General features: G+C 55.0%; 13 protein-coding genes. 11 read left to right on the top strand and 2 right to left on the bottom strand.

Going from position 1 to position 13,334, the window contains the following annotated elements; genetic code table 11:
* Window positions 1-6: 6 nt before the first annotated feature.
* Together PV433_RS30230 and PV433_RS30225 are read right to left on the bottom strand one after the other, a co-directional pair.
* Window positions 7-1,119 (bottom strand): MGDG synthase family glycosyltransferase, encoded by a 1,113-nt coding sequence (locus tag PV433_RS30230; RefSeq protein ID WP_332075803.1) that lies wholly within the window; start codon window positions 1,117-1,119, stop codon window positions 7-9.
* Window positions 1,120-1,179: 60 nt separating this feature from the next.
* Window positions 1,180-1,707, bottom strand: a complete 528-nt coding sequence (locus PV433_RS30225) for a phosphatase PAP2 family protein (protein ID WP_332075703.1) — start codon at window positions 1,705-1,707, stop codon at window positions 1,180-1,182.
* 386 nt (window positions 1,708-2,093) lie between these two features.
* Here PV433_RS30225 and PV433_RS30220 point away from each other — a divergent pair, with 386 nt between their 5' ends.
* The 11 genes from PV433_RS30220 (at window position 2,094) to PV433_RS30170 (ending at window position 13,301) form a co-directional block, all read left to right on the top strand.
* Window positions 2,094-2,471: a hypothetical protein gene (locus PV433_RS30220; RefSeq protein WP_332075702.1), complete on the top strand. Its 378-nt coding sequence runs from the start codon at window positions 2,094-2,096 to the stop codon at window positions 2,469-2,471.
* Between the two features lie 12 nt (window positions 2,472-2,483).
* Window positions 2,484-3,722 (top strand): glycosyltransferase family 2 protein, encoded by a 1,239-nt coding sequence (locus PV433_RS30215; RefSeq protein ID WP_332075701.1) that lies wholly within the window; start codon window positions 2,484-2,486, stop codon window positions 3,720-3,722.
* Between the two features lie 337 nt (window positions 3,723-4,059).
* Window positions 4,060-4,560: a translation initiation factor IF-3 gene (gene infC / locus PV433_RS30210; RefSeq protein WP_190929077.1), complete on the top strand. Its 501-nt coding sequence runs from the start codon at window positions 4,060-4,062 to the stop codon at window positions 4,558-4,560.
* Window positions 4,561-4,582: 22 nt separating this feature from the next.
* Window positions 4,583-4,783, top strand: coding sequence for a 50S ribosomal protein L35 (rpmI, locus tag PV433_RS30205; RefSeq protein WP_190929078.1), 201 nt, complete (start codon window positions 4,583-4,585; stop codon window positions 4,781-4,783).
* A gap of 68 nt (window positions 4,784-4,851) precedes the next feature.
* A complete protein-coding gene (gene rplT, locus PV433_RS30200; protein WP_190929079.1) occupies window positions 4,852-5,211 on the top strand; it encodes a 50S ribosomal protein L20 in 360 nt (119 codons plus the stop codon).
* A gap of 366 nt (window positions 5,212-5,577) precedes the next feature.
* Window positions 5,578-7,476 (top strand): hypothetical protein, encoded by a 1,899-nt coding sequence (locus tag PV433_RS30195; protein WP_332075700.1) that lies wholly within the window; start codon window positions 5,578-5,580, stop codon window positions 7,474-7,476.
* Window positions 7,477-7,559: 83 nt separating this feature from the next.
* Window positions 7,560-9,191, top strand: a complete 1,632-nt coding sequence (locus tag PV433_RS30190; RefSeq protein WP_332075699.1) for a hypothetical protein — start codon at window positions 7,560-7,562, stop codon at window positions 9,189-9,191.
* A gap of 485 nt (window positions 9,192-9,676) precedes the next feature.
* Complete coding sequence (ilvB, locus tag PV433_RS30185) at window positions 9,677-11,422, top strand: biosynthetic-type acetolactate synthase large subunit (protein ID WP_332075698.1); 1,746 nt, start codon at window positions 9,677-9,679, stop codon at window positions 11,420-11,422.
* Entirely contained in the window at window positions 11,419-11,910 is a 492-nt protein-coding gene (gene ilvN / locus PV433_RS30180) for an acetolactate synthase small subunit (RefSeq protein WP_190929082.1), read from the top strand. The genes ilvB and ilvN overlap by 4 nt, the downstream gene beginning before the upstream one ends.
* Window positions 11,911-12,072: 162 nt before the next feature.
* On the top strand, window positions 12,073-13,065 hold the full coding sequence (gene ilvC, locus PV433_RS30175; protein WP_190929083.1) for a ketol-acid reductoisomerase: 993 nt from the start codon (window positions 12,073-12,075) through the stop codon (window positions 13,063-13,065).
* Window positions 13,066-13,148: 83 nt separating this feature from the next.
* Window positions 13,149-13,301 (top strand): hypothetical protein, encoded by a 153-nt coding sequence (locus tag PV433_RS30170; protein ID WP_332075697.1) that lies wholly within the window; start codon window positions 13,149-13,151, stop codon window positions 13,299-13,301.
* Window positions 13,302-13,334: the final 33 nt, after the last annotated feature.

Here is a 13,334-nt window from a genome sequence, read left to right as displayed (position 1 = left end):
GTGACGTTACAGCATTTGCATAATCGCCTGATGGCATGTTCTCGGATTGTACTTCTCCGTTTTCCGTAAAGGTCCGCGGTGCAGCAGCCGGTTGTCCGGCATCCCGCCGGCAATCTTGTCGAACCAGTAGTCGACCGTCTGCAGCGATTTGATCTGTTCGCCGAATCCGCGCTCTGTGAAATAAAGGCAGTTTTCTTCCTCCTGACCCGGAATCGGGCTGTAGAACAGCATCGGCAACCCTTTGGCCAGTCCTTCCGTACAGGTCATGCCGCCGGGCTTCGTAATGAGAAGATCGGAGACGTCCATCAGCTTGTCAATCTCGCGCGTGAAGCCCATCAGCCGGATGTTCGGATGCCGGTAATCGGGATCTTCCGCCAGTCTGGACAGCGTCTTCTCGTTGTTGCCCAAGCAGATGATCAGTTGAACCCGCTCCCGCCAACGCGCCATGTGTCGCAGCAGCTCCTCGTGCTGGACAAGTCCCCAGCCGCCGCCCATAACGAGCACGGTAGGCATCGCCTTCAGTCCGAATCGGCTCCGCAGCTCATCCTTGTTGTGGTGCTCCCAGAAGTTCGGATGAACGGGAATACCGGTTACTTCGATATGCGAATCGGGTACGCCGCGAAGCAGAAGCTTGCCCTTCACTTCCTCGGTGGATACCAGATATTTGTTGACCTCCGGATTAATCCAGGTGCCGTGCGCGTCGTAATCGGTAATGACGGTGCACAGCGGAATCGACAGTCCGGCGCGCTTCAGCCGCGAGACGACGGCGCTTGGAAACGGATGGGTACACACGATCGTGTCGGGCCTCAGCTGCTTGATGATCTCGGCGGTCTGCCCGTAGAAGATCCGGTGCAGCGCCAAGCGGGTCAGCCTGTTCAGCGACTTCTTGTACTGCGAACGGTACACGAGGCCGTAAAGCTTAGGTTGCGAGGTGATCGTTTTCCGGTAAGCGGAAAAAATCAACGGAGCCAGCGTCGGATGCAAAAACGATCCAAGTTCCATCACCCGCGTCTGCAGGTCCGGAGAGAGCTGGCGAAGTCCGACGGAAAGTGCATGTGCGGCCTGGGTATGGCCGGCACCGAAACCTTCGGAAAGCAGCAAGATCCGTTTCTTTTGCAAGATCGTCACCTGACCTTTACCTTCAAAAAGGTGTATACCTGATTCTAACAATAATCGATTTTAACCGGCGATTGCAACCGCAAGAAGTCCTATACCCGAGCCGATCACGGCTCCCGCTATGCAATCCGACGGATAATGGAGCCCGAGATAAATCCGCGATAAACTGACCAGGGCCGCGATCGGCAGCAGCACATACCCGAGCGGGGGGAAGGTCGCGACGATCGGCACGACGACCGCGAAGATGGCGGTCGAATGGCCCGAAGGAAACGAATGGTCGGTCAGCGGATTTTTGCCGGTTCTCGTCTCCGGCATAACCAGATAAGGCCGTCTGCGGGGATAGGTCCGCTTCACGATCGCGACCGGAATATGACTGACCGCGAGCGCGATCAGGCTGCCTAAGGCCGCCTGCCTCCATACGCCGCTGCCGAACAGGGCGAGCAGCAGCGTGGACGCGATGGTGAAGGTCGCCCCGCCGAGATGCGTAATCGTACCGAGAATAACGTCAAGGATGCCGTTTCGCGCTTTATGATTTACGAGAAAGAAGAGCTGGCGCTCCCGCTGCTTCAGCCAATTGACGATTCGATTCATAGCGCCGATCCCTCCTTCATAAATTCATGGAGATTGCGTATATTCAAACGTATTGTAAGCTACAATTGTTACTGGAGTGTTAAAACAGCGGTGAAATGGGTTAATTCTATATAGTTATGCCGATGGATCAAGCCGCTACCTATAAATTGTATATGGGGAGGCGATGCCAGACAAGTTTACTGTGAAAAAAATGTACACAATCCGCCAAAAAAGGCGAAATCACCCTGCGTGAAATAAAAGGGCGCTGGGTCTTTAGTCGAGGCGGGTCACCGGATTTTACCAGGGGGATGAATGGTTCGCACGGGAAGGGAGCCTGGAGCCTGGAGCCGTAGATACAGCGTCTCATAAGGGTTTGCGACGAAGATGCGGATAAGGGTAGCGCTTACTTGACGCCTGCGGAGAAAAAAGTCGAATTTGGCGAAAGCGCATGCATAAAATTAGGACCCGGCCAAGGTTGTTTTCGGGACAGGCGGCCAAGTATAATAGGGGTGCGGGCGGCATGTAAGGTAAAAAAAGGTTTCCTTCTCGGGCTTCAGTTGCAAGTAAAACCGGCGCAAATGGATGAAAATAAGAAGGAATCTGCTGGAATGCGCGAGCCTGCAGTTTCCGTCGGCCGGAAATTCCTTTTTCCCTGCAATCTGACTAAAACGAGCGAAAAAGGGATTTTGACAAATGGTTGCAAAGAGAGGAAAATCATATTCGGCTACGTCAACAAAATAAAAACATACACCGAACCATATGTAGAGAGAAAATTTCGGGTGTAAGGGGGTCACATCATGCCGGACATTATTATCTTGGTCGTGCAGGTGCTTCTGGCTTGTCTCGGAGCGTATTCACTGTTTTTCTCGCTCTTCGGGTTTTACCGGAAAAAACGCACGGCGCACTTTAACGCCCAGAAAAAGTTTGCGGTTCTTGTAGCCGCCCACAACGAGGAACAAGTAGTCGGAGCGCTGATCGAAAACTTGAAGCACCTGGATTATCCGAAGGAGCTGTACGACGTTTTTGTCATCTGCGACAACTGTACTGACCGGACGGCCGACATTGCAAGAAGCATGGGCGTCTACGCCTGCGTCCGCAACAATCCTAGCTTGCGCGGCAAAGGATACGCCATCGAATGGATGCTCAAAGAACTGTGGAAAATGCCAAAATCGTACGACGGGGTAGTCATTCTCGACGCCGATAATCTGGTGAACGACGACTTCCTCCAGCACATGAATAACGAGCTCTGCTCGGGTTCCAAAGTCATTCAAGCTTATCTCGATACGAAAAATCCGAACGATTCGTGGATTACGGCCGCTTATGCGGTCACCTACTGGTTCTGCAACCGCCTCTGGCAGCTGCCGCGCACGAACCTGAAGCTGGCCAACTTCCTCGGAGGCACAGGCATGTGTTTCGATTCCACCCTGCTCAAGGAAATGGGCTGGGGCGCTACGAGCCTGGTCGAGGATCTGGAATTTACCGTCCGCTGCGTCAAGCGGGGCATCAACCCGACGTTCTGCTACGACGCCAAGGTTTATGACGAAAAGCCGCTCACGTTTAAAGCATCCGCCCGTCAAAGGCTTCGCTGGATGCAAGGACATTTCGAAGTCGCGCGCCGTTACTTTTTCCCTCTGCTGTGGCAAGGGATTCGTGAACGCAGCTGGGCGAAGATCGATACGGCGATTTACACATTCAACGTGTACAACGTCCTGCTCGGCTTCGTATTCAGCGCCATCCTGTGGGTCGATATCGCGCTTCCGGGTACGCCGCATTTCTCGTCGCTTTACGACTATGTGCCGACATGGCTGCTCACCGTCGTAACGGCGGCCGTCTACCTCGGATTCCCGCTGGCTATGGCATTCGAGAAGGTCAAATCGTGGAAAATGTACGCATCGCTCATTACGTATCCGATCTTCCTGGCATCGTGGTGGCCGATTACGCTGTACGCCTTTTTCACTCAGAACAATAAGCAATGGAGCCACACGCAGCATACCCGCGTCATCCGGCTCGAGGACGTTCAAAGCAAGCAAGTGTAACGCCGCCGCCTGCGGTTGACAAGAAAGGCTAAACGTAGTATAGTATTCAAGTGTTCATAATCGTAACCAAGCAGAGGCGCCCGCTTCTCACCTTGGCCGACCGGAGTCGGCGGGTCTACAACGAACGGAACGAACCTTGTTCAAAGTTCAATTTGTCATCGTAAGATGTGGGCGATTTCTGTCCGCATCTTTTTTATTTTGTATCCGATTGTCGGTCCGGAGCGTCCCGTACGTTCCGGAATGGTTCCGGGCACCCCCGCTAGTACCCGGAATCATCTGCAAGCTTTATGTTTTTGGGGGACTACTTAGGAGGTGGAACGCTATTAGTAAAGATCATATGATCAATGAGGAAATTCGCGCCAAAGAAGTGCGGCTCATCGGTCCCGACGGTGAACAGCTCGGTATCAAATCGTTTCGCGAGGCGATGCAGATTGCGATCGATGCGAGTCTGGACCTCGTAAACGTGGCTCCGACGGCTAAGCCGCCGGTATGCCGGGTCATGGATTACGGCAAATACCGTTATGAAATGCAGAAGAAAGAAAAAGAAGCCCGCAAAAACCAAAAAATCGTTGAGATCAAGGAAATCCGCCTGACCGCAACGATCGACGAGCACGATTTTCAAACGAAGCTTCGTAACGTCGCGAAGTTTTTGCAAGACGGCGATAAAGTGAAACTGTCCGTCCGTTTCCGCGGACGCGAGATCACGCACGCCGACATCGGGCAAAAGGTGCTGGAGCGAATGGCGGCCGAAGTCGAGAACGACTCGATCGTGGAACGCCGGCCGAAGCTTGAAGGCCGCAGCATGATTATGATTTTGTCGCCGAAACCGCAAAGCTAATCTAACGAGGAGGACTTTCCATATGCCTAAGATGAAAACGCACAGCAGCTTGAAAGACCGCATCAAAGTTACCGGAACCGGTAAAGTAAGAAGACAAAAAGCTTACCAGAACCATTTGATGTACGGTAAAGCCAAAAGCCAGAAGCAACGCCTGGGCAAATCGCCGATCATGGCGGCCGGTGATGTAGCTCGCTTGAAGCAGCAAATCGCCAACTTGAAATAATCGTCGATTACGAATATCAATAGCAGCCGCCCATAACGGCGCAATAACGCTCAGGAGGTATCCCACACATGGCAAGGGTAAAAGGCGGAATCGTCCGCGCACGTCGTCGCAAAAAAATTCTAAAGTTAGCCAGAGGTTACTACGGCTCCAAACATAGACTGTTTAAAACCGCAAACGAGCAAGTTCTGAAATCGTTGACTTATGCTTACCGCGATCGTCGTCAAACGAAGCGTAATTTCCGTAAGCTCTGGATCGTACGGATCAACGCAGCAGCACGGTTGAACGGCTTGTCCTACAGCAAGCTGATGCACGGCCTGAAATTGGCTGGCATCGACGTAAACCGCAAAATGCTCGCCGATCTGGCGGTTAACGATCTGAAAGCATTCACGAGCCTGGCTGACACAGCTAAGCAAAAAATCAACGCTTAATCATGAAGAAGGCTGCCCTCAGGCAGTCTTTTTTTGCCTTAATTGAATCTATACAAGTTGAACTAAATATACTCCATGGATAAGCTGAATGTAGTGGAGAAAAGAAATTAGCTTGAAAGCGAGTTTTGGCTTAAGAGCTTTCGTTAGAAAGCTGCTTCGGAAGGATAAGCTTTGAGTGTCAACAATCCGAAGGCCAATTCAATCCGAGACAACTCAAAACAAGATGTCTGAAGCTTCAAGCAATTTTTTTCGTAACGGAATGGACTTTAATTTTTATTAGTTCAACTTATACAGTAACAGGAGGTGCTCGTCCTGGTATCGCCTTATGAATATGCCGGACCCGTATCGCTGGGAGATGCGACGCTTGTGGCCAGAACGCAAGGAGGGGCGATTGCGGGCGGAGAGCTGTATTTGGGCACGAACGGCTCTCCGTCGACCTTTTATGCGGTAGACGCTTTGACCGGCCGGGTGAACTTCAAGGAGCCGCTGCCGGGACACGACGTGATCTGGGCGGTGGTCGTCGGATCGGACAACTATGTGTACATAGGCGGAACGAATACCGGTTATTTGCTTCGCTACAAGCCTGACGAGAAGGTTCTTGAAAATCTCGGGACGAATCCGTCGAACAAATGGATCTGGGACTTGGACGCTTCACCGGACGGCCGCATCTATGGCTCCACGTATGCGCCGGGAGCGGGCAAAGCGTTCGTCTACGACATCGCCTCGGCTTCGTTTACCGATCTGGGGGTCGTTCAGCCCGGACAGGATTATGTGCGGGGCGGCGGGGTATCCGGCCGTTACTTCTATGCGGGGACCGGTACGACGGCTCATTTGTTCCGGTATGACCGCGAGCATGGAGAGAAGACCGAGATTCCGCTGCCGATCACCGGGTCGGCCACGTCGATCTCGAACATATGGGGGTACGGCGGCAAGCTTTTCGTCGCATACGGGACGTCGCTGCTTGTTCTGGACGAGCTTACGTATCGGGTGATCCGGCAGATCGACTGGTTGTCCGCTTCGGCTTTCGACGGAATGCTCTCTCCGCCTTCGCCGTACAACGGAACCTTGATCTATTACCGCAACAAAAAAACGTCTGCGCTGTGGACCTATGATCTGTCCAGCGACGAGACTGCGCCGGCGGAGCCGGATCTGGCGCTGCCGGGCCATTCGTGGAGAGCCGCGAATTGGATGCGGATTACGGAAGGGCCGAAGGCGGGACGTCATGTGCTGATCGTGCTGACGAACGAAATCGAGCGGATTTTGTACGATCCGATCGAGCGTACGGTGGAAGTGTTGCAGACGGACGTACGGCCGGGAGGGATCGACGTGCAGTCGCTGGAAACCGGTCCCGACGGCAACTTGTATATGGGCGGCTACCAGGGCGCGATGAGCGTATACGACACGTCCGCAGGGCAATTTGCCGTACAGGAGAAAGAGCCGCATCAGATCGAGGGGATCGGCTTTTTGAACGGGAAAGCTTACTTCGGCTTGTACGGCGGCGCCGTCATCTGCGAATACGATCCGATGAAGCCGTTCCGGATGGGCGATAATCCGTTCGTCGCGTACGAGATCGAAGACGAGCAGAGCCGTCCGTTTACGTTTGCCGCAGGCGGAGGCAAGCTGTTTATCGGAACGATCCCGGGTTACGGTCAGCTCGGGGGAGCATTGACCGTATACGATCCGGCAGCCGGAACCTGGAACGTGCACCGTCATGTGGTGAGCAACCAGAGCGTCATCGGGCTCGCTTATCGGGACGGTCTTGTGTATGGAGGTACCTCGATCTGGGGCGGGCTCGGCACTCCGCCTTCCGAAACGGAAGCGCGCCTCTTCGTATGGGACGTCGCCAAGGCGGCCCGGACGGCGGAGCTGAAGCCCGAGGTTCCCGGATTTATTTCGCCGCAAATGATCGGAGAACTGAGCTTCGGGCCCGACGGACTGCTGTGGGGGATCATGTGGGGGAGAGCGGAGGGGGCGGACAGCACGTGCGCTTTGTTCGCGATGGACCCGCTGACCCGGATAGTCGTCAAAAGCCGCGTCATAACGGAAGGCGACAGAGGGAGCACGTGGCGGCCCTTCTTCATGAGATGGGGCGGCGACGGAATGCTGTATACGACGATCGGTCGCCGTCTGCTCGTCTTCGATCCACGGACTCTCGACTCGCGTATGTTGACGGACAAACCGGTGAACCTGATGACTCTCGGTCCGGACGGAAGCGTTTATTACACGCAAGGGGCGCAGTTAATCAAGCTGCCGGTGCGGAAGTAGCCGGAATTCTTATTAAGAGGCGGGCTTCTGCCGGATGAATAACGACAAGTGCAAGTGTATAGCGGAAATGGAGGAGCGTAGGCATGAACAACAAGATTACGAGCTGGTCAGCGGAGCCGGCGATCCGGTTTGCGGCGGAAGAATGGGCGCGCCTTGCGATGCAATATGGGGGAAGGCTGAGGGCGGTTGCTTCCGATGCCGCCGTAACGATCACGACGATAGACGAAGCTCTGGAGCACGGGTGCAGCGCACGGCTTCAGGCGGAACTGGCCGATCAGCGGGAGCTGAAGCAGGGCAGCTACTGGATGGAGGTAAAGGGGCGCGAAGTGCTGCTTGCGGGGTTGACGCCGGCTGCGGCTCTGTATGCCGTCTACGACTTTTTCAAAGTGTACGCGGGCGTGCATTGGATCTATCCGGGGGAGGAACCGGCGCTGTCCGATGAGCTGCCGGCGCTGCCGGGTCCGGAAGGGGAGGCCCGCTTGTACGAGCCGTGGTTCGGGCGCAGAGGGTTCGTATTCGAGAACATCTACGACCCAGTCTTCATCAGCGATATGATCGACTGGATGGCAAAAAATCGGGTAGGCGAAATATTCTTTACGTTTATGTTATGGGACAACATCCGTGATACGGTCGCGCCGGAAATCGTCAAGCGGGGCATGGACATCACACTCGGCGGACACAGCATGAAATTTTTCCTCGATAAGGAAGAGGCTTTGCGCAGACAGTCTGCGGATCATCCTTACACGGCTAAACGTCAGCTGGATTATGGGGACCCGTCCTGGCAGCAATCGGTGATCGGAATGATCGCGGACTATTGCGCCGATGTCCCCCGTCTGACCCGGGTGTCGTTATGGCCCGAGGACGTCTCCTCCCAAAGCGAAACGTTTCTGGAGCTGTACATCCGGCATACGGAGCAGTTGAAGCGGAAATTATACGACAAGCTGCCCGGCGTTGAAGTGGAGCACATTTCCTATAATGCGGGGTTGTCCTGGAAGATGCTCGACCGGGGAAGCATGTCCGGCTCCCGGGAGATCGACACGCTGCTCGCCTTCTGGGGCAGAGATTACCGGTACGGTCTGGAGGAGTCGCCGTCGTTGTCCGACCGGAAAGCGGACCGGATCGAGCGCGATTGGGCGGCGGAAGCGCACAGGAACGGCAGGAAGTTGACGATTTTCGAATATTACAGTGATCATTATATGTTCTCCGCCCTGTTCCCAAGCATCCCCAGCCGAATAGTCGCCGATATGGCTTATTTTCGCGAGCTGCGGGCTGACGGCTTGACCAACCTCGTCGTGCCTTGCCCGGGATATCCGGATTACGACTGGAAATGGGCGCAGGCGTTTAACGGCTACGTATTCTGCAGAGCGCTCTGGGGCGATGACTTAAGCGGCATATTGAACGATTACTACACCTACTACTCTCTAGAGCAGAGGGAGCCGGTCAAAGCTTTGCTGGAGCTAGTGGAGAACGCCGCCGCCGAGGTCACGGGCTGGAACATCCCGCTGTTCCCCCACCGGATCGTCGATGCGGATAAAATCCCGGAGCAGGAGAAGGCACAGGCGCGCGACAAGGTCACGGCTTTGCTCGAGAAGCTGAGCGCAGGGCTCGATCAAATACAGTCTCAAGCGGCCCCGGGCACGCGCGCCGGCAAAGCTTTCGATTATGCGAAACATCTGGCCAAGCTCGCCGATCTGAAGAAGAATGAGTGGAGCTGACGGCTTCCAGATCATTCCGGGACGCGATTCGGATCGAAGGGTATTGACTATTCGGACGGTAGTGATATAATATGTCTAACATTGACTTCAATTAATTGTCGTGATCGGCTATGATGAGGACGAAGTGACAAAGGCCCTTATGTACCAGAGAGCTTAAGGATCAGCTGAAACCTAAGCCATAATCCTTTGTCGACGAGCTCACCTCGGAGCTGTTTCCCTGAAAAACGGTATCTTGTCAGATGCTGCGCTAGTAGGGGGAATCGGAATGGCACACGTTACCGTGCCGCAAGTATCAGCCGACCTCGAGGAGCTCGTACTTGCTAAGGCTTTGCGCTGTGAGGCGCATCGCAAACTTGGGTGGTACCACGGAAGAGCTAACCCCTTTCGTCCCGTTCGCGCATTCGCGCGCTTCGGACGAAAGGGGTTTTTTGGTTTCGTCTGAAGCATATACCGCTGATGGTTAATCTTTGAGAGGAGGGTCACTTATGTGTGCTCAAATGGAAGCGACACTGTCTAAAGAACAACTTCGCCGCAAGCTGCTTCAGCCGGATGTGATTACCGGGTCGGAGATTTTGCTTCGTTCACTGCTTTTGGAGGGAGTGGATTGCGTCTTCGGCTACCCGGGCGGAGCTGTATTGTACATTTACGACGCGATGCACGGCAATCCGGATTTCAAGCATCTGCTCACCCGTCACGAACAAGGCGCGATTCATGCCGCTGACGGCTATGCGAGGTCTACCGGGAACGTCGGTGTCTGTATCGCGACTTCCGGACCGGGAGCAACCAACCTCGTCACCGGAATTGCTACCGCGTATATGGATTCGGTGCCGCTCGTCGTCATTACCGGCAACGTAGCGACCCAGTTTATCGGAACCGACGCGTTTCAGGAAGCGGACATTACCGGCATCACGATGCCGATTACGAAGCATAGCTACTTGGTGCGCAAGGTCGAGGACCTGCCGCGCATCATTCATGAAGCGTTCCATATCGCCAACACTGGACGTAAAGGTCCTGTCCTGATCGATATTCCCAAGGACGTATCGGCGCTCAAGACGGAATTTTACTACCCGGATAAGGTCGAGATTCGCGGCTACAATCCGACGACCCAGCCGAACAAGCTGCAAGTCGACAAGCTGCTCCAGGCGATCGAGCAGGCGGAACGTCCGGTCATTATCGCCGGCGGCGGCGTCGTCTACGCGGACGCGGCTCCGGAGCTGGTCGAATTCGTGAACATGACGCAAATTCCGATCACGACGACCTTGCTCGGACTCGGCGGATTCCCGAGCGGCCACGAGCTGTGGATGGGCATGCCGGGGATGCACGGCACGTATACGGCGAACCATGCGATTCAAAATGCGGATCTGCTCATCTCCATCGGTTCCCGCTTCGACGATCGCGTGACGATGAACCTGGACGGCTTCGCGCCGAACGTGAAGACGGTCGCCCATATCGACGTCGATCCGGCGGAGATCGGCAAAAACATTAAAACCGACATCCCGGTCGTAGGCGACGTAAAGGCCGTGCTGCAGCTCGCCAACCAGAAGGCGAAACCGGCCAAGTCGCAGGATTGGATCAAGGAGATCGCCGCGATGAAGCAGCAGCAGCCGCTGCGGTACAAAGACTCGGATACCGAGCTGAAGCCGCAATACGTCATCGAGATGATTAACGAGACGACGAAGGGCGAAGCGATCGTGACGACCGACGTCGGCCAGCATCAGATGTGGGCTGCGCAATATTACAAGTTCCAAAATCCGCGCTCGTTCATCTCTTCGGGCGGACTCGGCACGATGGGCTTCGGCTTCCCGTCGGCGATCGGGGCCCAGATGGGCAACCCGGATAAGCTGGTCGTCTCGATCAACGGCGACGGCGGGATGCAGATGTGCGCCCAGGAGCTGGCGATTTGCGCGATTAACAACATTCCGGTGAAAGTCGTGATCATTAACAACCAGGTGCTCGGCATGGTACGGCAGTGGCAGGAGATCATCTATGAGAACCGCTACAGCCATATTGACCTGGCCGGCAGCCCGGATTTCGTGAAATTGGCGGAAGCGTACGGCGTTAAAGGGCTTCGTGCGACCAATAAGGAAGAAGCGCGCCAAGCTTGGCAGGAAGCGCTCGATACCCCGGGACCGGTCGTCATCGACTTCGTCGTGCCGAAAGGGGAGAACGTCTTCCCAATGGTTACGGCGGGCAGCACGTTAAGTCAGATGATATTGGGGGATTCGGAATGAGTACGATGAAGCATACCATATCCGTTTTGGTCAATAACCAGCCTGGCGTCCTGCAACGCGTCTCCGGATTGTTCGGACGCAGAGGGTTTAATATCGAGAGCATTACCGTCGGGGAGTCCGAGGAGGCGGGCCTGTCGCGCATGGTTATCGTGACGACGGGCGACGCCCGGACGCTCGAGCAGGTGCAGAAGCAGCTGTACAAATTGATTGACGTCATTAAAGTAGTCGACCTGAGCTCCCATCCGATGGTAGCCCGCGAGCTCGCTCTTATTAAAGTAAGCGCCGAGCCAAGCATGCGGCCGGAAATTCTCGGCATCGTCGAGACGTTCCGCGCGGCTGTCGTCGACATCGGCCCGAATTCGCTGATCGTTCAAGTGGTCGGCGATACGACGAAGATCGATGCGATGGCGGAGCTTCTCAAGCCTTACGGCATCCGGGAGTTTTCCCGGACGGGGATTACCGCGATGATCCGCGGCATGGTGAAGTGACGGATCGGCTATTCTAAAGTTAACCCGCTTAAGGAACACATTCGCAGCCCTCGAGCGGGGGTCCAAGGGGACGAGCCTGCCGCAGCCCGCGCTGCTTGCCGGTTCGCCGCCTCGGACGCCCGCTCACAGGGTTGTTAGAAAAATCGAGGAGGAACTTATTCCATGGCAGTAACAATGTATTATGAAAAAGACGCTGACTTAAGCGTACTCTCCGGCAAAACGGTTGCAATTATCGGCTACGGCAGCCAAGGTCACGCTCAAGCGCAAAACTTGCGCGACAGCGGTGTAAAAGTCATTATCGGGCTTCGTCAAGGCCGTTCTTGGGACCAGGCGAAAAACGACGGCTTCGAAGTTGTTTCCGTTGCAGAAGCAGCTAGCCGCGCGGATCTGGTACAAATTTTGATGCCGGACGAAACGCAAGCGAAAGTATACAATGAAGAGATTGCGCCAAACCTGAAAAAAGGTGCAGCGCTTGTATTCTCCCACGGCTTCAACATTCACTTCGGCCAAATCGTGCCGAACGCGGACACCGACGTATTCATGGTCGCTCCAAAATCGCCGGGTCACCTCGTTCGCCGCGTATACGTAGAAGGCTTCGGCGTACCGGGCCTGATCGCTGTATACCAAGACGCTTCCGGCAAAGCGAAAGACCTCGGTCTTGCTTATGCAAAAGGAATCGGCTGCACCCGTGCGGGCGTTATCGAAACGACGTTCCGCGAAGAAACCGAAACCGACTTGTTCGGGGAGCAAGCTGTATTGTGCGGCGGTACTTCGGCGCTTGTTAAAGCGGGTTTCGAGACGCTTGTTGAAGCCGGCTACCAGCCAGAAGTCGCTTACTTCGAGTGCTTGCACGAGCTGAAGCTGATCGTCGACCTGATGTATGAAGGCGGTCTGGCTGCAATGCGCCACTCCATCTCCAACACGGCTGAGTACGGCGATTATGTGACCGGTCCTCGCGTTGTAACGGACGAAACGAAAAAAGAAATGAAGAAAGTGCTCGAAGATATCCAAAACGGTACGTTCGCGCGCAACTTCATTCTTGAAAACCAATCGAACCGCGCGTTCTTCACAGCTACTCGCCGCCGCGAGTCCGAGCATCAACTGGAGACGGTTGGCCGTCAGCTTCGTGAAATGATGCACTGGATCAAGAAGTAATAAGTAGGTATATCTTAGGACTAACTCTCCCGCCCATATGCGGAATAGAAGTTCAATCTCCCATTATGGGGGATTGAACTTTTGTGTTATGTGGGGGGAATACGCCTAGGGGGAGGAGCCTGAACACGCAGGAGAAGGCGGAAATCACCCGGCATCTTGAGAAGCTGGCGGTGGACCGGATCGAAGCCGGTTTCATCGACGAAGTCATCCCCCACGCTAAGCAGCCGCTGATCTGATTGGCGATGGAAGAACGTCAAGCAGCCCTTCCT

Origin of the sequence: Paenibacillus sp. GYB004 (assembly GCF_036577605.1) — a bacterium.
Taxonomy (GTDB): Bacteria; Bacillota; Bacilli; order Paenibacillales; family NBRC-103111; genus Paenibacillus_AB; species Paenibacillus_AB oceani.
Note: the sequence above shows the minus strand (reverse complement) of the source record. Positions and strands in the feature narration are given on the sequence as shown.

Coding starts and splice junctions, on each gene's coding strand:
- ilvB (WP_332075698.1), top strand. CDS start 9,677: ATGTGTGCTCAAATGGAAGCGACACTGTCTAAAGAACAACTTCGCCGC.
- ilvN (WP_190929082.1), top strand. CDS start 11,419: ATGAGTACGATGAAGCATACCATATCCGTTTTGGTCAATAACCAGCCT.
- PV433_RS30215 (WP_332075701.1), top strand. CDS start 2,484: ATGCCGGACATTATTATCTTGGTCGTGCAGGTGCTTCTGGCTTGTCTC.
- ilvC (WP_190929083.1), top strand. CDS start 12,073: ATGGCAGTAACAATGTATTATGAAAAAGACGCTGACTTAAGCGTACTC.
- PV433_RS30190 (WP_332075699.1), top strand. CDS start 7,560: ATGAACAACAAGATTACGAGCTGGTCAGCGGAGCCGGCGATCCGGTTT.
- infC (WP_190929077.1), top strand. CDS start 4,060: ATGATCAATGAGGAAATTCGCGCCAAAGAAGTGCGGCTCATCGGTCCC.
- PV433_RS30225 (WP_332075703.1), bottom strand. CDS start 1,707: ATGAATCGAATCGTCAATTGGCTGAAGCAGCGGGAGCGCCAGCTCTTC.
- rpmI (WP_190929078.1), top strand. CDS start 4,583: ATGCCTAAGATGAAAACGCACAGCAGCTTGAAAGACCGCATCAAAGTT.
- rplT (WP_190929079.1), top strand. CDS start 4,852: ATGGCAAGGGTAAAAGGCGGAATCGTCCGCGCACGTCGTCGCAAAAAA.